Genomic DNA, 21,673 nt, shown 5'->3' with positions numbered 1-21,673 from the left:
GGCCGTGCCGCCGGGCGCCGAAAGGCGCTGAAAGTCACTTCTTCAGCAGGCCCTTCAGATTTGCGGTGAATTCTGCGACGTTGGATTTGCTGATCACTTGGGTTGGCACGATCAGCTTGCCGCCCGGCGGGATCCAGGACTTGTCGCCGTTCAGCGTCTTGATGATGTTGGTGGCGGACAGATATCCGAACTCGTACGGCTGCTGCACGACGGTGGATTCGATCGTGCCGTCGGATATTCCCCGCAGCGTGCGCTGGTCCTCGTCGAAGCCGACGATCTTCACCTTGCCGGCCTTGCCCGCCGCCTTGACCGCGTCATAGATCAGCGGTGTCTCGTAACTCCAGAGGCCGGACAACAGCGCAATGTCGGGATATTTGACGAGCACGTTCTCGATATTCGCCTTGGCCTTGGCGAAGTCCACCTGGTCGGTGAACACGTCGACCAGCTCGACCTTGGTGCCGGCGATCGCTTCCTTGATGCCTTGCACCCGCTCGCGGGCATTGTCCGCGTCCATCGTGCCGACGAACAGCGCGATTTTGCCGCCGTTCGGCAGCGCCTTCTTGATCTCTTCGCCTGCTTGCCGCCCGGCCGCGATGTTGTCGGTGCCGATATAGGCGAGACGATTGCTCTGCGGCGCGTCGCTGTCGGTCGTGATCAACACCGTGTTGGCCGCAACCTTGTTGAGCTGTTCGGTCGCGTGCGGCGCATCGTCGACCGAGATGGAGATACCGGCGACGCCGCGCACCAGCAGGTCATCCAACTCGCGCCGCTGGCCCGCTGCCGTGCCTTCGTTGGTGACGATCAATTCGATATTGTAGTCCGGGTGTTCCTTCTGCGCCTTCTCGAGCCCACGGCCGGCAATGGTCCAGAAGTCGGCCGCAACATTGGTGACCAGCGCGATGGTCTTCTTCTGCTGGGCCTGCGCCATCTCCATCGCCATCGCGAGCGCGACGGTAGCGAGCAACGGCACTAGCAATTTCTTCATCGATCCGTTCATGTTTCAGCTCCCATTGGCCCACCCCAGACGAGGGGCTTCGCGACGCTTTTGCGCCTTATTTTGTTTACGTAGCGAAGAAATGTCGCAGAGCAAAAACATCTGAATCGGGATGTACTGCCCCTTTCTTCACGCGGAAATAGTACATGAGGCATGATCCAAGTAAATATGACTCTCAACCGACGCCCTGCGGGTGTGTTGTTTCGATCACACCACCAATCACCCGCCGATTAACTTCACGCCATGAATTAAAGAGACAGCATGGTTGACCAAATCGAGCAGCCGAGACGAATTGCCAGCACCGGCCGCGGCTCGAATCGTGGCCGTCTCGTCGAGGTCTTGCGACGCCAGGGGCCATTGCCGCGTGTGGAACTCGCCCGAAGCACGGGATTGAGCTTCGCCGCCGTTTCCGGCCTGACGTCGAGACTGATCGCGGAAGAGTTGCTGCGCGAGACCGAGACGGCGGCGACCTCGTGGTCCGACGACACGGACGAAGACGATGCAGACGGGCTGAACGGCCGCCGCCGCGGCCGGCCCGCCGTGCTGCTGACCCTGAACCCGGAGTTCGGCCGCATCATTGCGGTCTCGCTCCGCATGAATCTGATTGAAACGCTGATCGCGGATTTCAGCGGCTCCGGCCTGGCGCAATCGCGGCTCGAAATCGCGACGCGGGCTCTCGATGCGGGCGCGTTGTGCGATCTCGTGATTGCGCAGATCGACGCGATGCTCGAGGCGACGGCCACACCGCGCCATCGCTTGCTGGGAATAGGGATTGCCCTGCAGGGAATCGTGAATGCGGACACTGGCCGGCATCTGTGGAGTCCGGCGCTCTCCGTCACCGATGTCGATCTGGTGAAGCCGGTGCGCGAGGCCTTCAACGCCGAAGTCGTGATGGCGAATGACGCTGTCGCGGTTGCGCTCGCCCTCTCCGCCGCGGAGCCGTCCCTGGCGCAGGGCCTCTCGGCCACGATCATGGTCGGCCACGGCGTAGGCATGGGGGTCATCGTCGACGGCGAGGCGCGCTGGGGCGCCGGCGCCGGCAGCGAGATTGGCCATATCAAGCTGGGATCGAACGGGCCCCAATGCCGCTGCGGCCAGCGCGGCTGTATCGAGGCCCATCTTGCCGACTATGCGCTCTACCGCGACGCTCGCACTTTTCTCGACCTGCCGCCGGCGGCGGCGCAACAGCCTTCCGAGGCGCAGATGGCGCTCCTGCGCGAGCGAGCGCGGGGCGGCGATCCCCGTCTCGAGCACGTATTCCAGCAGGCAGGTCGCGCGCTTGCCGAGGCGGTCGCGGCAACGATATCCGTGCTGCGCCCGCACCACGTGGTCCTGGCGGGACCCGGCCTGCAGGCATTTGACATGATGCGCCGAACCTATGAGGAACGGCTCGAGCAGGCGGTGTTGCCGTGGCTGCTCAAGTCCACGGCGATCTATCTGCGTCCGAGCGAGTCGGCCGCAATTGTCGAGGGCATGATGCGACGGACGCTGTGGGTCGTGGACCGAAACCGCATGGAGGCGACCGAGTGAGCATGCACCACAACGCAAAAAGCCCGGGCGCCGATGGCGACCGGGCTCTTTGTTTTATCCCGTCAAGAGCTCAGGCCGCCTTGGAGACCAGGATCTCGCTCTCGATGAGCTCCGTCCCGATCAGATAGTCGCGGCAGCCGCGAAGCGAGCGCAGCGCGCGGTTGAAGTCGATGCCGGTCGAGACCAGCGCATGCAGCGTGGCGGGATTGCGCACGATGCCGCGCAGCACGGCGGCGAGGTCGATCTGGCCGTTCGGCTTGATGGCGGCGCGGGCGAGCGCGGGCAGCGCGCGGTGGGCGGGATCGCTGATGACGCGGACGGCGGCGAAGGGCAGCCCGGCTTCGGCCGCATAGGCAGCTGCAATGTGGCTCTCCATGTCGACAGCCGCAGCCCCGGTCTCGGAATGCAGCGCCGCCTTGCAGGACCGCTTCGTGACCACCTCCTCGGCGCCGGCGAGGCTGCCGCGCACCACACGGCGGCGGCCGGAGGTCAGGCGCTCGATCAGGTCGTCGCCGAGCGACAGGCCAGCGGCCCAGCGGGTGTCCCCGGAGAGCACCTCGGTCGCCAGCACGACGTCGCCGGAGCGCAGCGTCGGATCGAGCCCGCCGGCCACGCCGAACGAGATCACGCCACGAATCGTCTCGGGATCCACCACCGTCAACAGGGCCCGCAACTGGCTCGGGCTGCTGGATGAACAGATGACCGCCATTCCCGGCCCGGCCGCGATGCGGGCCTCCTGAACCAATCCGGTCACAATCAAGATAGGCCGCGGGTCGATGGCCTGACCCGCGGTAACATAGTCCCCCGTCCCCAAAGTCACATTCCGACCCCTACCACCCTGCTGTTGGTGTTCCGCAAGTTCCGATACCGCGCCAGCGCCCACAGCGGGAAGAACTTCGAGTAACCATGATAACGTAGATAGAACACGCGGGGGAAGCCTGTGGCGGTGTACCGCTGCTCGTCCCACAGTCCTTTTTTGTTTTGTGTTGCAATCAGGTACTCCACCCCGCGGGCGACGGCCGGGTGATCAACCTCGCCTGCCGCCATCAGGGCAAGCAAGGCCCATGCCGTCTGCGAGGCGGTCGAGGGGGCGGGTTCCCAGCCCTTGTAGTCCAGCCGGTAGCTGACCGCGTCCTCCCCCCAGCCGCCGTCCCTATTCTGGATCGAGGCCAGCCAGGCGACGGCCTTGCGGATCATCGGGTCCTTATGATCGACGCCTGCCATGTTGAGGGCACAGAGCACGGACCAGGTTCCATAGATGAAGTTCATGCCCCAGCGGCCATACCAGGACCCCTCCGGGTGCTGGGTCTTGCGCAAATAAGCAACGCCAGCGGCCACCTGCTTGCTGGTCTTCTCGGTCTCGCCGAGTTGGGCCAGCATCGAGATGCAGCGCGCCGTGACGTCCTCCGTCGGCGGATCGAGCAACGCGCCATGGTCCGAGAACGGGATGTTGTTCAGGTAATATTCGAGGTTGTTGACGTCGAAGGCGGCCCAGCCGCCGTCGTCGCTCTGCATTCCCTCGATCCATTCCCGGCCGCGGGCGATCGCGGCGTCGTAGCCGGTCGCGCCGTGCTCCCGGCGCATGCGATCCATCGACATCACCACCACGGCGGTGTCGTCGAGGTCAGGGTAATAGGCGTTGTTGTATTGGAAGGCCCAGCCGCCCGGACGCACGTCCGGCCGCTTCACCGCCCAGTCGCCCTTCACCTGAAGCTCCTGCTTCGGGATCAGCCAGTCGAGACCTTGCCTCGCTGCAGGCACCGCCTTGTCGCCGCCGGCTTCCAGCAGCGCATGCGCGGTCAGCGTCGTGTCCCACACCGGCGAGACGCAGGGTTGGCAGTAGGCTTCGTTTTCGCCGATCACCAGCAGCTTGTCGATGCCCCGGCGCGTCACCGCGCGCGGCGGATAATTCTCGTCCTTGCCGAGCGCGTCGTACATCATGACGATATTGGCCATGGGCGGATAGATCGCGCCCATGCCGTCCTCGCCGTTGAGCCGCTCCTCGATGAAGGCGAGCGCCGCGTCGATCGCGCGCTGGCGCAGGCTCTTCGGAAACAGCGGCTCGATCACGCGCAGGATCGCATCGAGCGAACGGAACAGCAGGAACCAGGCCATGCTCTGGTGCGGCGCCTTCGCCGTCATGCCGATCGAGCGCGGATCCTGCAAAAACAGCTCGTCGATGCCGACGCCCTTCGGATTCTTCGCGCGCGGCTTCAGCGCGGCGATCACCATCAGCGGCACCATGGTGGTGCGCGCCCAGTAGGAGATCTTGTTGAGGTGGAACGGCGACCAGAACGGCAGCAGCACGATCTCGATCGGCAGCACCGGCACCGCGCGCCAGGTCACGACGCCGAACGTCGCGAGCAGGAAGCGTGTGAAGACGTTGCTATGAATCGCGCCGCCGCGGGCGTGGATCGCCTCGCGTGCGCGCACCATGTGCGGCGCATCGACGGAATCGCCGATCATCTTCAGCGCGAAGTAAGCCTTCACGCTGGCGCTCATGTCGAACTCGCCGTCATGCACCAGCGGCCAGCCGCCATGGGCGCCCTGGACGCGGCGCAGATAGTTGCCGATCTTGGCCTCGAGCACGGTGTCGACGGGCTCGGCGAGATAATGGCGCATCAGGATGTACTCGGCCGGAATCGTGCAGTCGGCCTCGAGCTCGAACACCCAATGGCCGTCCGATTGCTGGAAGCCGAGGACGCCTTGCGTGGCCGACGCAATGCTCGATTCCAACACCTTCGATTCCACTGCCTCGCGATTGGGCGCGTTCACGGAATCCATCTCGCTCGATTACTCCGATAGTTGAGTGAAAAATGACCGGGACATCCGCCCGTCAGGGCCGCCTTTCAGGATCCTTTGGCGGCCAGCACCAGATCGGCGGCGCGGTCACCGGACCGGACCGATCCTTCGATGGTTGCAGGCAATCCCGTAGCAGTCCAATCGCCGGCAAGGAACAGGTTTTTCAGCGCAGTCGCCGGCCCCGGACGCAGGGCATTCTGGGCCGGCGTCGCCGCAAATGTGGCACGGCGCTCGCGCACGATCTGCCACGGCGGCAGCTCGCCGGACACGCCGGCCGCCTCGCAAACGTCGTTCCAGATCGCCTGCGCCAGCTCCTCGCGCGGCATGTCGACGAGGCGGTCGCCATTGCTGATGGTGACCGAGAGCCGGTTCGGGAACGCGAACAGCCACTCCACGACACCGCCGATCACGCCGAGGATCGGCGCTGCGCCCGGCGGCGGCTCAAAGCGGAAATGCGCGTTCACGATGGCGCGGAATTCGGTCGGCGTCTTCAGGCCCGGCAGCAGGCTCGCTGCCGCGCGCGGCGGCACCGCCATCACGATGACGTCACCCGGACCGAGCTGGACCACGTCCTCGCCGCCGAAATTCAGTGAGGTCACCTTGCCGTCGCTGCTGAGGAACGAACGCAGCTCATGGCCGAGCTGAACGGTGTGACCGCGCTCAGCCAAGAACTTCACAGCCGGCTCGATCAGCACGGCGCTGAGGCCGTCGCGCGCGATCAGCGGGCGGCAGGCCTGCCCGCCGGCAAGCAGCGTCTCGCGCACGATAGCGCCGGCAAGCCCGGCGGAGCCCTCGGGCGGATCGACATTGAGCGCGGCAAGCAGCAGCGGTTGCACCAGGCGCTGATAGAGGATGCCTTCGCAAGGAATCGACTTGCCGACGGGCGTGTCTTCCGAGGCCCAGATCAGCGGCGCCAGCTTCAGATAGTCGGTGAGCCCGGTGTCGGGCACGCGGCGGCTTTCGTCGAGCACCCAGCTCGGCAGCCGGCCATTGCCGAGATCGATCTGCCAGCGCTGCCCGGTCTTGATGTCGACGAAGGGAAACTGCGCGCTGTCAGGACCGACGAGGCCCGCCTCGGTGCCGATCGAGCGCGCATAGGCGCGCGCATGGCCGTTGCCCGACAGCAGCAGATGATTGCCATTGTCGATGGTGAGATTCGTGGCACCGTCGAAATAGGAGCGGCAGCGGCCGCCGGCCTGGTGCGTCGCCTCGTGCACGGCAACCTTGAAGCCGGCATTGGCGAGCCGCACGGCGGCAGAGAGGCCGGAAATCCCGGCGCCGATGATGTGAGCTGTCTTTTGCATCAGATGAAAGCGTAGCGGAGCAGGATCAGGATGCGTGTGACCTTCGACACACGCACCGGCTCGCGCGGCGCGTCGAAACCGCGCGCGATCAGAAGGTCCAGAATGGAATGATAGTACTTCGACATGATCCGCGGCGCGCGGACGGCGCGACGCTTGTTGCGGTTCATGATCTCGTCCGACTTTTCGAAATGCGTCTTCGCGCGCTGCGCCAGCGGCAGGCAGACCTTCGGCAGGGCGCGCTCGGCGATCACGCGGTTCGGATCGTTGGAGGTGATGCCGGCATGCAGCAGCGCCTCGCGCGGCAGATAGAGCCGGCCGAGACCTGCATCCTCGTCGATGTCGCGCAGAATGTTGGTGAGCTGGAGCGCGCGGCCGAGATGGTGGGCGAGCAGGATGCCGTCCTCTTCCGGCAGGCCGAACACGCGCACCGACAATCGTCCGACGGCGCTGGCGACCCGATCGCAATAGAGATCGAGCGTTGCCATGTCGGGCGCGCGGATGTCCTGCGGCACGTCCATCTCCATGCCATCGACGATGGCGAGGAAATCCTCGCGCTTCAGGCCGAAAGTCTTCACCGAGGCGACGTAGTCCTTCAGCCGCGGCGGCGGATTGCCCCGATAGAGCGCGTCGATATCGTTGCGCCACTCCTGCAGCGCGACGAGCCGCTCGTCGCGCGGGCCGTCGGAATCGGCGATGTCGTCGACCTGGCGGCAGAAGCTGTAGATCTGGAACATCGCTTGGCGCTGGTCATGCGGCAGGATGCGCATCGCAGCGTAGAAGGAGCTGTTCGATGCGGTCGAGCCATAATTGGCGCCGGGCGAGGTCGCCTCAAGCGTCATGTGCAGTCCCCGGTCTGGAAATGGCCCTGCGCCCGACCGCGCGGCGGCCGACTTCGGCGATCATGCCGGCGAGGCTGAAGGTGAGCAGCTCGAACTTGTTCAGATGCACGCGCTCGCGCAGGGGATCGCGCGCCTTCAGAAGACGCACGATGCGGTCGGCATAGGCCTGGATCACCGCGACGTCGACGCCGAGGCGGAAATCCCGGATCTCCGCAGCGAGCGAGCGGCCGTCGTCGAGTAGCGCCTCGTTGCGCGCGGCGAGCGACTGAAGACAGGCCAGCATCGCCGGCGGCGACTGTGCGAGCCCGAGCTGCTCGACCGAGGCGCCGTGTGCTGCCAGCGCCTCGCGCGGCAGATAGACGCGGTTGAGCTCGCGGAAATCCTTGCCGCAATCCTGCAGGTGGTTGTTGATCTGCAGACCTGCGCAGAGCGCATCCGATGCGGCCCAGGTCGAGGTGCTCTCGCCGTGGACGTCGAGCATGAAGCGGCCGACCGGCATCGCCGAATAGCGGCAATAATGGATGACCTCGTCCCAGGTCTCGTAGCGAAGCTTGGTCACGTCCATGCGGAATGCGATCAGCACGTCGAGCGCGTGCCGCGGCGTCATGCCGCGGTCAGCCAGCGCACGGCGCAGGGTGACGGCCTCGGCCTGCGTGTCGCCCTTGCCGAGCAGTTCCGCCTCGAGCAGGTCGAGATAAGCGAGCTTCTGGTCGGGGGGCAGCGTGGCGTGGTCGGCGATGTCGTCGGCGGTGCGGACGAAATTGTAATAGGCCAGGATCAGGGCGCGATGACGCGGATGAATGATCCAGGACGCGACGGGAAAATTCTCGTCGCGGTCACCCTTGCCGGATCGCAATTCGCTCGCAGAGGTCATCGAGGCTGGTTTACAATCGTTTGGACAGGAAGGGCTTTTTCGCTCGCGCGGGCTCATGCCGGCGATGCCGCCGCGGCCCCCATATAGGGGAATATGGCCGCAAAACCAATCCTGTCTCTCGATGGCAGCCCCGTACGGATCCGGCCCGAAAAGGCGGCTCCGCGGCCGCCTTTGTGGGCCAGTGGCCGAGCTTACTGGTTGTGGTTCTTCAGGACCTGGTCGCAGGCCTGCGAGATCTTGGCCCGGTTCTCCTTGAGGCAGGCGAGGATGGTGAAATCGCCCTGGTCGATGACCGGACGGCAGAACTTCTGCACGTCGCGCGTGCAGGCCTTCTGCTCGGCTTCGGTACCACGCCCCTGCTGGGCGAACGCGGCCGTGGACAGGGTTGCCGACAGCACGGTGAGAGCGACGAGAAGCTTACGCATTGTATTCCTTCATTCTGACGGCAGAATCGCACCGATCCCGGACAGCACAGGGTGGACGGCCGGAGCGGATTGTTCTGATGGCAAGTCGCCGCGAAGTCGCGGCCTCAGAGAAGGCACAAGCACTGGCAAATGCGGCCAAATTGGCGCCACCCTGCCAAATCAGGTCTTCCCTGCACTTTCATTGGCAGATGTAAGGGATTGATACTACGTCATAATTCAAGAGCGTCGCGTTTTGCTCGACACCTGTTGCACACCTGCATCTCTCCGCCGGACCGCTTCGGCCGGAAACCTGCTGAAGAACGGGGAATCGCGATATCGGAGGCGGCGCAAGCCGTTGTGAAGCACTATCTCTGGCGTCCAAGCTTTGAACCTGACACAGGCTCAAGGCACTAAACTTTCGATGTGGCGAGACGTTCTTAATCGTAAATGAACGTCGTTCCAAAACGGGATATTTGAGATGAAATTCTTTGGGCGATCTGGACTGGCAATCAAGGCGGCCGGCATCGGGACTGCGCTGCTGTTCTCAGTTGCGGCAAGCCATGCTCAGTCGTCCGGACCCTTTGCCGGATTCGACGGCGCGTGGACCGGCACAGGCACGGTGTCGCTGTCAGACGGCTCCACCGAGCGCATCCGCTGCAAGGCGGACTACAAGGTCGCCGGCAGCGGCCTCGCGCTCAAGCAGGCCCTGCACTGCGCCTCCGACAGCTACAAGTTCGACCTCACCAGCGACGTGACCAGCCAGGGCGAGCGGATCTCCGGCAATTGGAGCGAGTCCAACCGCAACATCTTCGGCAATCTGCAAGGCACCGCCGGCGGCGGCCAGATCGACGTGTTCGTCGAGGCCAACGGCTTCGCCGCCAATCTGTCGCTGCGCACCAACGGCACCAAGCAGACGGTGCAGATTTCTTCCAAGGGCGAGATTCGCGGCGTCAACATCACGATGACGAAGGGCTGATCCCTTCCCGACCCGATGAGGAACACGCCCCCGGTTCTCGCGAGCCGGGGGCTTTTTGCTGACATGAATCTTCTGCGCCGACAGGCGTGAGCGCCGCAGACCGCCGGATCAGTCCTTGCGCGCGACACATTCGCACCGGCATCTGAAATAGACCGCATCCGGATCGCGCGCCCAGGCATCCCATCCGGCCAGCGCCGCCTCGATCTCGTCGCCGGTCGCGAGCCCTTTCGCGACAAGCTGCGGCCCGAGACCGAGCAAGCTCCGCCGCGCATCCGCGACGGCCTCGCCCCGGCGCGCAGCATCGGCGCTGTGATTGACATAACTCGCACCGGTCCAGACTGGCCTAAATCCGTGCGCACGAAGAATCGAGCCCTGCCGGCGGCCGAAGCGAAGCGCGTCCGGATCGTCGTGCTCGTACCAGCGCTGCCAGAGATCGAGTGCGAGGCGTACGCCCTCGATTTCAGGATGAAGAATGTTGCCGCCGACATCGGCATCGCGCGTTGCAACGAGACCGCCGCGCTTCAGCACGCGCCAGGCTTCCGCCAGCGTTCGCGTCAGCGCCGCCTCGCTGTGATGGTAGAGCACGGCATGAAAGAACACCGCATCGAACGCCTCGCTCTCGAACGGAAGCGCGGTCATGTCGGCTTCGACGAAGGCGAGATTGATCAAGCCCTCCGCCGCTGCGAGCCGATGTGCGGCGGCGATCGCCTTCGGCTCGATTTCGACGCCGACTGCCTTTTCGACCACGCTCGCGAGCGCGGCCGTAATGGTCCCGGGTCCGCAGCCGGCGTCGAGCAAGATCATGTCCGATGTCAGGAACGGGACGAGAAAGGCGGCGGAATCGCCGCCGCGCTTCCGCTGAAACTCCATGATGAAGCTGTCGTGCCGTATCGGCCGCATGAGGTATCCCTGGAACGAAAATCGGCGCAGTCATCCAGACTGCGCCGATTCCATGTCCGGTGGATGAAGCCGCTCAGATCGCCGGCTTGTCGGGGCTGTGAAGCCTGGCGTGCAGATTGATCAGCCACATCGCCGTCGGCCTGAGGATGAAGAGGTCGGCGACGAGCGCCATCACCATCGAGAAGGCGCTGAGCCAACCGAACAGCCGCAGCGACGGCAGGTCGGAGAACACGGTGACGACGAGGCCGCAGGCCAGCACCACCGTGGTCAGGATCAGCGCGGGGCCGACCAGCACGGTCGCCCGCTCCACCGCGAGCGCCGAGCCGACGCCCGGCTTGCTCTCGAGCCGCAGGCGATTGAGGAAGTGGATGGTGGCGCTGAGGCCCAAGCCGAACGAGACGGTGAGCGCGACGACGCTGGCGAATTGCAGCCCCTCGCCCATCGCCCACAGCACCGTTCCCGACATCACGACGGGGAAGATGCCCGGCAGGATGCAGGCGAACATCACCACCCATGAGCGGAAGGCAAGGCCGATGAAGAGCGCGACCAGCGCGAACTCGACCGTGAGGCCGCGGTTCAGCTTCTCGATCATGCTGGCCGAGTTGCGCGCCGCGATCGCGGCAAGACCCGTGACCGCGATCTCGTAACCCGGATGCTTCTTGCGGACGGCGTCGAGCTCGGAATCGAGCTTCTCGACGATCGGCAGCAGCTGGCTGGAATCCTTGTCCGGCACGCGGCCGGCGACCACGACGGCATCCTGCTCGGCGTCGATGAAGCGCCGCACCAGATGCTCGGGGATGACGTTGACATATTCCTTCAACGTCGCGACGTCGGCGCTGCCGGCCTTTTCCGCCAGCCAGCGGCGCAGAGTCTCGAGCGACCAGACGTTGCCGACGCCGGCCGCCTTCTCCACGGTCGCGTGCACGTCCGCGATGGTCTGGAGCGTCTCCGGCGAATACAGCGTTTCCCCCTTGGGAAACTGGATCAGCACGTTGACCGGGTTGGCGCCGGTCAGCTTGGCATCGAGCCGGTCGCTGGCGGCAACCGCCTGGCGCTTGTCCGGCACCTGGTCGGCAAGGCGATAGCGCGGCTCCAGATTGGCGTAGATGACGCCGAGGCCGCCGACGAACAGCACCGCAATCAGGCTGAACAGGCCGGGACGGCCGACCATGCGCACCGCGATCCAGTAGCAGAAATTGCGCAGCGCCTGCACGCCGGCATCGGCGCTCTGGAATTTCACGGCGAAGATCTTCTCGTTGCGCACGAACAGCACGCCGAACACCGGCACCAGCGACAGCACCGCGACCAGCGCGATGATGGTGGCGGCAAGGCCCGCCTCGCCGAACTTGCGGATCAGGTCGGAATCGGAGAACTGAAGCGCGATGAAGGAAATGCCGGCAGTGCCGTGCGTCAGCACGCAGGCCGGACCTACCACCAGCACGGCGTTCTTGAACGCGGTGAACTTGTCCTGGCCTGCGATCAGCCGGTCGCGCGCGGCGAAGGTCAGCTGCATCGAGTCCGAGAAGCTGATTACCATGATGAGCGGCGTCATCACGTTCAGGAACATGTTGAGATTGAAATTGGCCCAACCGAGTGCGCCGAGCGCCAGCAGGATCGCAATCATCGGCGGAAACGCCGCCGCGATCATGAACGAGATCTTGCGGAAGAAGATGATGGCGATGACGCAGCCGGCGAGGATGCCCAGGACGTTGTAGGTGAGCCCGTCGCGCTCGACCGCGTTGCGGATCTCGAGCTGCATCACCGGCACGCCGGAGAGCTGCACGTTGAGCCCGGTGTCGCCGAGATCCTCCTTCATCAGCGCGCGGATGTCGCCGACGGTCTTGGTCAGCTTGTTGGAGCCGACCACCTCCGGATCGAGCGACAGCACGACCAGCGCCAGGGTGCCGTCCTCCGACAGCAGCTTGCCGCGGATGATCTCGTTGTTTTTGACCGTCTCGATGAACTTGTCATAGGCCTCGCCTTCGGGCAGCTCGGCCGGGAACAGCGCTGCCGGCAGCTTGCCCGGCGCCGGCGCCTGGCGCGCCGAGAACAGCGAGACGAGGCCACGCGTGCCTTCGACCAGCTGCATGTCGGTGATGAAGTCGCGCAGCTTCTCCAGGTTGTTCCGCGCCAACAGGTTCTTGCCCTCGACCACGACGAGGACATCGAATTCCTCGGCCGGGAATTTCTTGGTCACCTCTTCATACTGCTTGAATTCGCGGGTGTCGGAGCGGAACAGCTGCGACAGCGAATCGTCGATCTTGATCCGGTGGATGCCGAACACGGCGCCGACGATCAGCGCGAGCAGGATGATGCAGGAAATGATCGGCGCCCGGACCGCGATCAGGCCGATGCGCTCCAGCCCAAAGGCGATCGAGGACGCAGGTCCCTGCTCGACCTTGTCGACATGAACCTCACTCTCGCTGTGCTTTTCGAGCATGCCTTATCCAGTTCCTAAATCGGCTCAAGCTGTGAGCTTATGGCGTCCCGCGAACGGCTTGAAAATGCCATACCAATGGGAGGCTTGCCCTTTGAAAATGCGCGGAAAATCGCCGGCAGCGGTTTAGCAGGTCAAAAGGCCTTTTCGCAAGCAGGCGGAGAGCGGCCGAATCGATCAAGATGCGGCGATTTTGCCGGAATGCCCGTCATTCGGGCCGCGCGGTGCCGATTCGGAGCGGCGCACGGTCGGCGCTCTCGTCCTTCAGCGCCACCCCGGTGACCTCCCGGGCCAGCCCCTCACGGACCAGCCAGGCGATTTTGAAGGCGGCCTCGTCGTAGCTCAACCCGGCCTTGTGGATGTTCGAGACGCAATTGCGCTCGGCATCGCTGCGGCCGGGCTTCGGCGCGAAGGTCAGGTAGGCGCCGAGGCTGTCGGGCGCCGACAGGCCGGGCCGCTCGCCGATCAGCATCACGACCATGCGCGCACCGAGAATCGCGCCGATCTCGTCGCCGAGCGCAACGCGCGCGCCTGAGGCGACCACGACGTGGCCGGTCGCGACAGCCTCGTCCTGGCCGAGCCGCGGCAGCAGGCTTTGCAACAGCGCGACTGCATGGGCATGGACCGCGGCCGCCGACAATCCATCGCCGATGACGATCACAAGCCGGCACGGTGCCGTGGCGACATCCGCCAGCGCCGCAGCGGAGCCGGCATCGAGCTGCCGTCCGAGATCCGGCCGGCGCAGATATTCGCTGCGATCGGCGGCCCGGCTCCTGACCTCGGTGGCGGCAAGCCCGAGCGCCCTCAGCTCGGCAGCCAGACGCGGTGCGTCGAAGGCGGCGTGCACGGCATCGCGGGCGCGGGCGTGGGCCAGCGTGAAATCGAGCAGCGGCTTTGTCGGCAGGCTCGCCCCGCTTCGCCCGAGCGCAACGCGCGCAGGCGTGAACGATCTGAGATCGACAGTCGGGCGCGCCGGAACGGGTGTGTCGTTCATTCGGCGGGAACGGATGCTTCGCGCAGCCGGATCGAATAGTTCGACGCGTTCTGCTTGCCGCTGGAGGCCGCACGCGCAAAGGTGATGAGATGATGCGCGATCGTGGTGCAGCCGATCAGGCCCTCGATATCGCCACGCCGGAGCCGCCCCAGGGCGAATTTCCAAAACACCCGCCTGTAATCGCCGAGTACGCCGACCTTCCAGAAGATATTGCGCAACATGACGAGCCCGCGCCGGATGTTCGGCCAGGTCTTCATCTCGTCCGGCACCGGCATCTTGAGGCGATTGGGATAGACGTGGTCGCACTGATACTGGAAGCGCGCATAGACCTTCTCGGGCTCGTAGGCGACGGCCATGGCGTGCTTCCAGGACGCGACGACGTCGTCGTAGGGCAGCAGGAAGTCGACGTTGGAATCGCGCCCCTCGTCATCGATCAGGCGCCCTTCCCGCTCCAGCCGGTCCCACAGCGGCGTCTTCGGCAGCGCCTGGAGCAGGTTGATCGTGAGCAGCGGAATCCTGGACTCCTCGACGAAGGCGAGCAGCGCTTCCGAGGTGTTCGGCTTGTCAGTGTCGAGACCCATGATGATGCCGGACACCACTTCCATGCCGTAGGAGTTGATGGTGCGCACGCCCTCCAGGATCGGGACCATCATATTGTGGTCCTTGTGCATCGCCTTCAGCGCGTCGGGATCGGGCGTCTCGATGCCGCAGAAGATGGTGATGAAAAAGGCCTCCCGCATCTTCTCGAGGATCTCGGGGCGCTTGGCGATGTTGAGCGTCGCCTCGCAGGCGAGCCGTACCACATAGCCGGTCTTCTTCTGCCATTCGATCAGGTGCGGCAGCAGATCCATCGCCGCCTTGCGGTTGCCGATGAAATTGTCGTCGACGAAATAGATCGTGTCGGTCATGCCGCATTCGCGCAGGCGATCGAGCTCGGCGATGATCTGCTCCGGCGTCTTGATGCGCGGATTGCGGCCGTAGAGGCCGGGGATGTCGCAGAACTCGCACTGATAGGGGCAGCCGCTGGAATACTGGATGCTGCCGAGGAAGTATTTCTTCACATCGGCGAGCTCATAGGCCGGGATCGGAAACTCCGTCATCGGCACGCGGTCTTTGGTGGTCAGCACCACCTGCTGCTCCGGGCGCGAGGTGTCGCGGGACAGAATCTCGATCAGCTGGTTGGTGGCATCGCCAAGCTCGCCGACATGCAGATAGTCGAACGAGGGGTAATAGTCCGGGCAGGCGCTGACGGACGGGCCGCCGAGCGCGACCGGCAGATCGAATTCATGGGCGCGGCGGCAGATGTCGTTCATCTGCTGGCGCTGGATGTGCATGCCGCTGACGAACACGGCCTCTGCCCATTCGAACTCTTCCTTGGTCGTGCGTCGGAGATTCTCGTCGACGAATTTGACCTGCCATTCCCTGGGCAGATAGGCCGCAAGCAGCAGCAGTCCCTGCGGCGGCATGAAGGCGCGGACACCGTCGGTCAGCGGATAGGCATGCTCGAAGGTGCCAAACGAGGACGTGTAACGCGGAAAAACGCAGAGAATCCGCCGGGACGTACCGTTGCTTTCAGCTCGCATCAAAGCTCCCCCAGCCACGCTCGACAGATGGTGCGCAAATTGCCAGCAGACACATAGCGTAACGCTGCAGCCGCAATTTCTCAATATTGTGGCAGCATCTTAATTCGCGAAGCCCGCCAATGGTTTCCTTTGGGAGATCTAGGCAGGCGCTTGAGCGCCTCACGCGATCAGCCGCGCGGCAAAATCGGGCAGCAGGCCCGCGTCGCCGGCAAGGCGGAAATCGGCGCCCGCAATGCCTGACTGCACCAGCCAGTCGTCGAATTCCGGCGCGCGGCGCAGACCGAAGACGTCGCGGACATAGAGCGCGTCGTGAAAAGACGTGGACTGGTAATTCAGCATGACGTCGTCGGCGCCGGGGACGCCCATGATGAAGGTGACGCCGGCCGCCGCGAGCAGCGTCAGCAGATTGTCCATGTCGTCCTGGTCCGCCTCGGCATGGTTGGTGTAGCAGATGTCGATGCCAAGCGGCAGGCCGAGCAGCTTGCCGCAGAAGTGGTCCTCGAGCCCTGCCCGGATGATCTCCTTGCCGTCGTAGAGATATTCCGGGCCAATGAAGCCGACCACGCTGTTGACCAGCAACGGCGTGAAGGCGCGGGCGACCGCATAGGCGCGCGCCTCGCAGGTCTGCTGGTCGACGCCGTGATGGGCGTTGGCTGACAGCGCCGAGCCTTGGCCCGTCTCGAAATACATCACGTTCTCGCCGACCGTGCCGCGCCTCTGCGACAGCCCGGCTTCTCGCGCCTCCTTCAGCAAAGCGAGGTCGATGCCAAAGCTGCGGTTGGCGGCCTCGGTGCCGGCGACCGACTGGAAGACGAGGTCGACAGGCACGCCCTGCCCGATCAGCGACAGCGTGGTCGTGACATGGGTGAGCACGCAGCCTTGCGTCGGGATCTTCAACCGCGCGATGATCTCGTCGAGCAGCCGCAGCAATTGCGCGATCACGGCCGGATCGTCGCTGGCCGGATTGATGCCGATGCAGGCATCACCAGCCCCGAGCAAAATGCCGTCGAGGATCGAGGCGGTGATGCCCCTGGCATCGTCGAACGGATGGTTGGGCTGAAGCCGCGTGCTGATCCGGCCCTTCAGGCCGATGGTGTTGCGGAAGGCGGTGGTGACCTCGCATTTCCGCGCGGTGAGGACCAGATCCTGGTTGCGCATCAGCTTCGACACCGCGGCCGCCATCTCCGGGGTGATGCCGGACGCGAGCTGGCGCAAGACCTCGGGCGTCGCCGCATCCGACAGCAGCCAGTCGCGGAAGGCGCCGACCGTGAGCGAGGAGACCTGCGCAAACGCTTTGGCGTCGTGGCTGTCGATGACGAGGCGGGTGACCTCGTCGGCCTCATAGGGGATGATTGCTTCCCGCAAGAACTGCCCGAGCGGGACGTCCGCCAGCGCCATCCGCGCCGCGATCATCTGCTCGGCACTACCGGCAGCGATCCCGGCCAGCCGGTCGCCGGAGCGCGGCGGGCTCGCCTTGGCGAGCAGGTCGCGCAGATCGGGGAAAGTGTGGGTCGTGGCGTCGATGGTGTGGCGGTAGACCAAGGGCCTCTCCGGGGGGGCGTCGGCCAGCGGCCGACTCCAGGGACTATCCTGAAACTATGGCTTCGGATCAAGACGCTGAAATATCTTACCTTTCCTTCGACTAAGGGCGAAGCGCGCGCATTAACGCTGCATCCACCTTCGTTCTGCATAGTTTTGTATCAATTTTAAACGACTGCACTTTCCGGCCGCTCCCGGCCATTCGGGCCCGCACCATGACATCAGAACGATCTGGGAATGCCGCCAGCCTGGCGGGCCGTTTCACGCTGAGCGTCAAGCTCTATGCGATCTTCGCATTGTTCGCTCTGCTGACCGCGGCGATCGCGATGCTGTCCGACTACAACAGCCGCCGCAGCGCCGAGCTGACCAACGCGATCGAGACCGCGAATGCCGCCGCGCTGAACGTCGAGCGGGTCAACTCACTGGTCTACGCGGTCGTGATGGAGTCGCGCGGCGTCTACATGTCGACGGAGCCCGCCGTCGTGAAGAAATACGGCGATGGCCTGCTCAAGTTCAACGCGCAGATCCTCGAGGTCGTGAAGCGATGGGAGACCATCGTCAAGGCGGACGACGCCGAGCAGTTCGCGACCTTCAAGAAGCGCATCGAGCAGTTCGTCGAGTTCCGCAAGGAGCTGGTGCGCCGCGCCGTCGAGATCAATGCGGCCGCGGGCCGCGAGTGGGGCGACAACGACGCCAACCGTTCCGTGCGCTCGGCGCTGAACAAGGACCTCGAGGCGCTGTCCAAGGTCTATGCCGAGCGCGCCAAGCAGATCGCGCAGGAGACCGAGACCAACCGCACGCTGTCCTTCGTCCTGACCTGCCTCGGCGGCGTGGCGCTGGTGCTGGTCGTGATCGGCATCGTCATCATCGCCCGCTCGATCGCGCGGCCGCTCTCGGCGATCACCGCAACCATCAAGCAGGTCGCCGACGGCGCCAAGGATGTCACGGTGCCGCACACCGAGCGCGCCGACGAGATCGGCGCGCTGGCGCGCGCGATCCAGGTCTTCCAGGAGGCCATGGACCGCAACCGCAATCTGGCCTCGCAGGTCTCGCAAGAGGCCGCGACGCGCGAGCAGCGCGCCCGCCACATCGAGACATCCGTCGAGTCGTTCCGCGAGGCGATCGGCGCGATCATGCGCGGCCTCACCGACAATGCCACCGTCATGCGCGAGACCGCGCAGACCATCACACGCGCCACCGCGAACGCCAGCGGCCGCGCCGGCACGGCGGCCAGCGCCACCGAGCAAGCTTCACGCAACGTCACCGCGGTGGCGGGCGCGGCCGAGGAGCTGTCGGCGTCGGTGGAGGAGATCGGCCGCCAGGTGCGTCAGTCCGCGAGCGCGGTCGAGCAGACCGGCCAGCGCACCGAGAAATCGATTGCCGAGATCGAGAGCCTTGCGGCCGCCACCCAGCGCATCGACGGCGTGCTCAATCTCATCCAGGCGATCGCCGAGCAGACCAACCTGCTCGCGCTCAATGCCACCATCGAAGCCGCCCGCGCCGGCGATGCCGGCCGCGGCTTTGCCGTGGTCGCCCACGAGGTGAAGGCGCTGGCGGGCCAGACCGCCAAGGCCACCGCCGAAATCGGCGAGAACGTGTCGATGATCCAGGCCTCCACCCGCAATGCGGTCGACGCCGTGCGCGAGATCGGTGGCGCGGTGCGCGAGATCAACGAGGTCACCTCGGCGATCGCGGGCGCCATCGGCCAGCAGGACCAGGCCACGCGCGAGATATCCTCCAATGCGCAGAGCGCGGCGCAGGGCAACGAAACGCTGGTCGTCAACATCACCTCGCTGCGCGACGCCATCGGCGAGACCGACACGGCGGCCTCCTCCGTGCTGACGGCAGCGAGCAGCCTGACTGCAACGGCCGAGACGCTGTCGCGCGAGGTGGAAAAATTCTTCCAGAACCTGCGCTCGGGCACGGCGGACAGCCGCATCGCCAAGGCGGGATGACGAGTTCATCGCGCATCGGCCGCCGGAACGTGGCCGCTGCCCTGCTCCAACAAAAATATCAAAACAACCCCATGCACAGTAGCCGACCGAGACTTATCAACGGCTTGCCTGCCCCGTGCAGCGGCTGTGCGGATTTTACGAATTTCCTTTGACACGTCGGGCAAAACACTGGCATGATGTCAGCATGCCAACCCTACCCCGTGGCGCACGATGCCTGCATCCCCGATCCGACCACCGCTGGGCTGTGTAGGCATTCGGCCGCAATTGCCGCCCTCGCGAGCACGGTGATTTCATTCGTCGCGAACCACGCGGGCTGCCGCAAACGGCAAAGACAGTCATCCCTGGAAGCACAGCTCAATGAACAAGAACAATCGCGTGCTGTTTCTCTGCACCGGCAATTACTACCGCAGCCGCTACGCCGAAGAGATCTTCAACCATCGCGCCACGCGCGAGGGACTGGGTTGGCATGCCTTCTCGCGCGCCGTTGCCGAAAAACTCTCGCCCGAGAACGTCGGGCCCATCTCGCCGTATACGCTCGAGGCCCTGCAAGCGAAGGGCATCGCGCCGGGAGGCGCTACGCGGCATCCGGAGCTCTGCACGCACGACGATTTTGCACGAGCTGGGCTCGTGGTCGCCCTGAAGGACGCCGAGCATCGCCCCATGATCGAGCGCCGCTTTGCCGCCGTCGCCCATCGTGTCGAGTACTGGGACGTGGACGATATCGAGTATCTCGATGCGCCAACGGCGCTGGGCAAGATCGATGAGCTCGTGGGGCAGCTGATCGGGAGCCTGCAAAGCCGCTCCCGATAGAAGGCTGCTCCGCCGTCACACCGTCAGCAGCGTCTTGATCGCGCGGCGCTGGTCCATCGCCTTGTAGCCTTCGGCGACCTGATCGATCGGCAGCGTCAGATCGAACACCTTGCCCGGCTGTATGAGTCCATTGAGCACCCGGTCCATCAGATCGGGCAGGAACCGCCGCACCGGAGCAGGACCGCCCAGCATGCGCCGCTGGCCGAAGAACAACGCCTGGGCATCGAAGGTCACGCCGTGGGGAACACCGACATAGCCGATCGTGCCGCCGGGCCGCGCAATTTCGAGCGCCTGTGACATCGCTTCCGGCGTGCCGACGCATTCGAGCACCGAGTCGGCGCCGACGCCCCGGGTCAGCTCTTTGACGCGCGCGATGCCTTCTGCGCCGCGCTCGACGACGATATCGGTGGCGCCGAACGCGCGGGCGAGATCCTGCCGCGTCTGGTGCCGGCTCATGGCGATGATGCGCTCCGCACCCATCTCCTTCGCGGCAAGCACGCCCATGAGGCCGACCGCGCCGTCGCCGACCACCGCGACCACGGAGCCTTGCTTCACGTCCGCGGCATCGGCCGCATACCAGCCGGTCCCGAGCACGTCGGAAGTGGCGAGCAGATGCGGGATGAGGTCGCTCCCCGGCATCTCCCTGGTTGCGACCAGCGTGCCGTCGGCGAGCGCAACGCGCGCGTAAGGGGCTTGCGCGCCCGACATGAACTCACGCTGCTCACACGACGACTGGAAGCCGAATTTGCAATGCGGGCAGGTGTTGTCCGACACGCAGAACGAGCCGACGACGAACTGACCGGGCCTGATGGTCCGCACCGCGCTGCCGACCTCGACGACCACACCGCAATATTCATGCCCCATATGCATCGGTCCGTCCTGCGGTTGCAGGCCGCGATAAGGCCAGAGATCGGAGCCGCAGATGCAGGTGGCCGACAGCTTGATGATGGCGTCAGTGGGGTGAACGATCTTCGGATCGTTGACGCCTTCGTAGCGGATATCGCCGGGCCCGTAGAGAACGGTTGCTTTCATTGTCATGCTCCTTTGGCTGTGGGGCGCCGTATTGCTCGTCCGTCACCCGTTCCATCCATGTGACCGGGTTGCCGTCGAGCGATTCCTGAATCGCGATATGGCTCATGGCGGACGTGGCGGACGCGCCATGCCAGTGCTTCTCGCCGGGTTCGAACGAGACCACGTCACCGGGACGGATGTTTTCGACCGGTCCGCCCCAACGCTGCACGCGGCCGAGGCCTGAGGTCACGATGAGCGTCTGACCAAACGGATGCGTGTGCCACGCCGTGCGCGCGCCGGGCTCGAAGGTGACGTGATTGCCGGCGACGCGAGACGGACCGACGGCAGGAAACAAGGGATCGATACGGACCGTGCCCGTGAAATATTCCGCCGGAGCCTGGACTGACGGTTGCGAGCCTGCTTGGCGAATTTGCATGTTGTATCCTCTGAGGTGATGGTTGCTGCAGTGCTTCAAGCATTGCCCGCGGTCCGCCGATCGGCACCGCGCCTCGCCGCCGAGATGAAAAGGCTGGTGAGGATTGCGAACAGCCCCGATACGGAAATGGCTTGCCCGGCTTGGCCTTCCGTCAGCTGAAGGCTGCTGGCAATCGGCGTGAGCAGGCTGACAGGCATGAACTCGGACGCGACCAGCGTGGCGGCACAAAGCGATAGCGCGAAAACCGCGCTCCGCGTTGTCTCTCGATCGATCGTGAGGTCCATC

Annotated in this window: 17 protein-coding genes and 2 pseudogenes; 4 read left to right on the top strand and 15 right to left on the bottom strand. The window is 64.9% G+C overall.

Annotation, left to right across the window (positions count from 1 at the left end; all coding sequences use genetic code 11):
* Positions 1-34 precede the first annotated feature (34 nt).
* Positions 35-997, bottom strand: a complete 963-nt coding sequence (locus tag AC5V87_RS13235; protein ID WP_495371237.1) for a sugar-binding protein — start codon at positions 995-997, stop codon at positions 35-37.
* Between the two features lie 258 nt (positions 998-1,255).
* On the opposite strand from AC5V87_RS13235, the gene AC5V87_RS13230 reads away from it, so the two are divergent.
* On the top strand, positions 1,256-2,524 hold the full coding sequence (locus AC5V87_RS13230) for an ROK family protein (protein ID WP_456839672.1): 1,269 nt from the start codon (positions 1,256-1,258) through the stop codon (positions 2,522-2,524).
* 70 nt (positions 2,525-2,594) lie between these two features.
* Here the strand turns inward: AC5V87_RS13230 and AC5V87_RS13225 are convergent, their stop codons facing one another.
* The 6 genes from AC5V87_RS13225 to AC5V87_RS13200 form a co-directional block, all read right to left on the bottom strand.
* Entirely contained in the window at positions 2,595-3,344 is a 750-nt protein-coding gene (locus AC5V87_RS13225; protein ID WP_456839673.1) for a phosphorylase, read from the bottom strand.
* Positions 3,341-5,308, bottom strand: a complete 1,968-nt coding sequence (shc, locus tag AC5V87_RS13220; protein WP_495371236.1) for a squalene--hopene cyclase — start codon at positions 5,306-5,308, stop codon at positions 3,341-3,343. The genes AC5V87_RS13225 and shc overlap by 4 nt, the downstream gene beginning before the upstream one ends.
* Before the next feature lie 65 nt (positions 5,309-5,373).
* A complete protein-coding gene (hpnE, locus tag AC5V87_RS13215; RefSeq protein WP_495371235.1) occupies positions 5,374-6,630 on the bottom strand; it encodes a hydroxysqualene dehydroxylase HpnE in 1,257 nt (418 codons plus the stop codon).
* Positions 6,630-7,469, bottom strand: a complete 840-nt coding sequence (gene hpnD, locus AC5V87_RS13210) for a presqualene diphosphate synthase HpnD (RefSeq protein ID WP_456839676.1) — start codon at positions 7,467-7,469, stop codon at positions 6,630-6,632. Before hpnD ends, hpnE begins: the two co-directional genes overlap by 1 nt.
* Complete coding sequence (hpnC, locus tag AC5V87_RS13205) at positions 7,459-8,343, bottom strand: squalene synthase HpnC (protein ID WP_495371234.1); 885 nt, start codon at positions 8,341-8,343, stop codon at positions 7,459-7,461. The genes hpnD and hpnC overlap by 11 nt, the downstream gene beginning before the upstream one ends.
* A 191-nt stretch (positions 8,344-8,534) precedes the next feature.
* Entirely contained in the window at positions 8,535-8,768 is a 234-nt protein-coding gene (locus AC5V87_RS13200) for a hypothetical protein (RefSeq protein WP_235539468.1), read from the bottom strand.
* A 457-nt stretch (positions 8,769-9,225) separates the two neighbouring features.
* Here AC5V87_RS13200 and AC5V87_RS13195 point away from each other — a divergent pair, with 457 nt between their 5' ends.
* Positions 9,226-9,723 carry a hypothetical protein gene (locus AC5V87_RS13195; protein ID WP_456839679.1) on the top strand — a complete coding sequence of 166 codons (498 nt, stop codon included), beginning with the start codon at positions 9,226-9,228 and terminating at the stop codon, positions 9,721-9,723.
* A 108-nt stretch (positions 9,724-9,831) separates the two neighbouring features.
* On the opposite strand, the gene AC5V87_RS13190 is transcribed toward AC5V87_RS13195, so the two are convergent.
* The 5 genes from AC5V87_RS13190 to AC5V87_RS13170 all read right to left on the bottom strand — a co-directional run bounded on the left by AC5V87_RS13190 (position 9,832) and on the right by AC5V87_RS13170 (position 17,179).
* Complete coding sequence (locus tag AC5V87_RS13190) at positions 9,832-10,623, bottom strand: class I SAM-dependent methyltransferase (protein ID WP_495371233.1); 792 nt, start codon at positions 10,621-10,623, stop codon at positions 9,832-9,834.
* Between the two features lie 73 nt (positions 10,624-10,696).
* Positions 10,697-13,063 carry an efflux RND transporter permease subunit gene (locus AC5V87_RS13185; protein ID WP_495371232.1) on the bottom strand — a complete coding sequence of 789 codons (2,367 nt, stop codon included), beginning with the start codon at positions 13,061-13,063 and terminating at the stop codon, positions 10,697-10,699.
* A 205-nt stretch (positions 13,064-13,268) separates the two neighbouring features.
* On the bottom strand, positions 13,269-14,054 hold the full coding sequence (gene eutC / locus AC5V87_RS13180) for an ethanolamine ammonia-lyase subunit EutC (protein ID WP_495371231.1): 786 nt from the start codon (positions 14,052-14,054) through the stop codon (positions 13,269-13,271).
* A complete protein-coding gene (locus AC5V87_RS13175; protein ID WP_456839683.1) occupies positions 14,051-15,637 on the bottom strand; it encodes a B12-binding domain-containing radical SAM protein in 1,587 nt (528 codons plus the stop codon). Before AC5V87_RS13175 ends, eutC begins: the two co-directional genes overlap by 4 nt.
* Before the next feature lie 159 nt (positions 15,638-15,796).
* Positions 15,797-17,179: an ethanolamine ammonia-lyase subunit EutB gene (locus tag AC5V87_RS13170; RefSeq protein WP_495371230.1), complete on the bottom strand. Its 1,383-nt coding sequence runs from the start codon at positions 17,177-17,179 to the stop codon at positions 15,797-15,799.
* Positions 17,180-17,391: 212 nt separating this feature from the next.
* On the opposite strand from AC5V87_RS13170, the gene AC5V87_RS13165 reads away from it, so the two are divergent.
* Positions 17,392-19,131 (top strand): methyl-accepting chemotaxis protein, encoded by a 1,740-nt coding sequence (locus AC5V87_RS13165; RefSeq protein WP_495371229.1) that lies wholly within the window; start codon positions 17,392-17,394, stop codon positions 19,129-19,131.
* Positions 19,132-19,488: 357 nt separating this feature from the next.
* A complete protein-coding gene (locus AC5V87_RS13160; RefSeq protein WP_495371228.1) occupies positions 19,489-19,941 on the top strand; it encodes an arsenate-mycothiol transferase ArsC in 453 nt (150 codons plus the stop codon).
* Between the two features lie 15 nt (positions 19,942-19,956).
* On the opposite strand, the gene AC5V87_RS13155 is transcribed toward AC5V87_RS13160, so the two are convergent.
* The 3 genes and pseudogenes from AC5V87_RS13155 to AC5V87_RS13145 all read right to left on the bottom strand — a co-directional run.
* Entirely contained in the window at positions 19,957-20,973 is a 1,017-nt protein-coding gene (locus tag AC5V87_RS13155; protein WP_495371227.1) for a zinc-dependent alcohol dehydrogenase family protein, read from the bottom strand.
* A 28-nt stretch (positions 20,974-21,001) separates the two neighbouring features.
* Positions 21,002-21,388: pseudogene (locus AC5V87_RS13150) on the bottom strand ((R)-mandelonitrile lyase); the annotation flags it as partial.
* 53 nt (positions 21,389-21,441) lie between these two features.
* Positions 21,442-21,672 (bottom strand): annotated as a pseudogene (locus AC5V87_RS13145) (MFS transporter); the annotation flags it as partial.
* Position 21,673: the final 1 nt, after the last annotated feature.

It is taken from the genome of Bradyrhizobium sp. SOJA106 (genome assembly GCF_059448745.1).
This window is presented reverse-complemented; position numbering and strand designations above follow the sequence as displayed.

Bases quoted from the DNA above. Each gene is read 5' to 3' on its own strand.
- AC5V87_RS13235 (WP_495371237.1), bottom strand. From the start codon at position 997: ATGAACGGATCGATGAAGAAATTGCTAGTGCCGTTGCTCGCTACCGTC.
- AC5V87_RS13230 (WP_456839672.1), top strand. From the start codon at position 1,256: ATGGTTGACCAAATCGAGCAGCCGAGACGAATTGCCAGCACCGGCCGC.
- shc (WP_495371236.1), bottom strand. From the start codon at position 5,308: ATGGATTCCGTGAACGCGCCCAATCGCGAGGCAGTGGAATCGAAGGTG.
- hpnE (WP_495371235.1), bottom strand. From the start codon at position 6,630: ATGCAAAAGACAGCTCACATCATCGGCGCCGGGATTTCCGGCCTCTCT.
- hpnD (WP_456839676.1), bottom strand. From the start codon at position 7,469: ATGACGCTTGAGGCGACCTCGCCCGGCGCCAATTATGGCTCGACCGCA.
- hpnC (WP_495371234.1), bottom strand. From the start codon at position 8,343: ATGACCTCTGCGAGCGAATTGCGATCCGGCAAGGGTGACCGCGACGAG.
- AC5V87_RS13200 (WP_235539468.1), bottom strand. From the start codon at position 8,768: ATGCGTAAGCTTCTCGTCGCTCTCACCGTGCTGTCGGCAACCCTGTCC.
- AC5V87_RS13195 (WP_456839679.1), top strand. From the start codon at position 9,226: ATGAAATTCTTTGGGCGATCTGGACTGGCAATCAAGGCGGCCGGCATC.
- AC5V87_RS13190 (WP_495371233.1), bottom strand. From the start codon at position 10,623: ATGCGGCCGATACGGCACGACAGCTTCATCATGGAGTTTCAGCGGAAG.
- AC5V87_RS13185 (WP_495371232.1), bottom strand. From the start codon at position 13,063: ATGCTCGAAAAGCACAGCGAGAGTGAGGTTCATGTCGACAAGGTCGAG.
- eutC (WP_495371231.1), bottom strand. From the start codon at position 14,054: ATGAACGACACACCCGTTCCGGCGCGCCCGACTGTCGATCTCAGATCG.
- AC5V87_RS13175 (WP_456839683.1), bottom strand. From the start codon at position 15,637: ATGCGAGCTGAAAGCAACGGTACGTCCCGGCGGATTCTCTGCGTTTTT.
- AC5V87_RS13165 (WP_495371229.1), top strand. From the start codon at position 17,392: ATGACATCAGAACGATCTGGGAATGCCGCCAGCCTGGCGGGCCGTTTC.
- AC5V87_RS13160 (WP_495371228.1), top strand. From the start codon at position 19,489: ATGAACAAGAACAATCGCGTGCTGTTTCTCTGCACCGGCAATTACTAC.
- AC5V87_RS13155 (WP_495371227.1), bottom strand. From the start codon at position 20,973: ATGAAAGCAACCGTTCTCTACGGGCCCGGCGATATCCGCTACGAAGGC.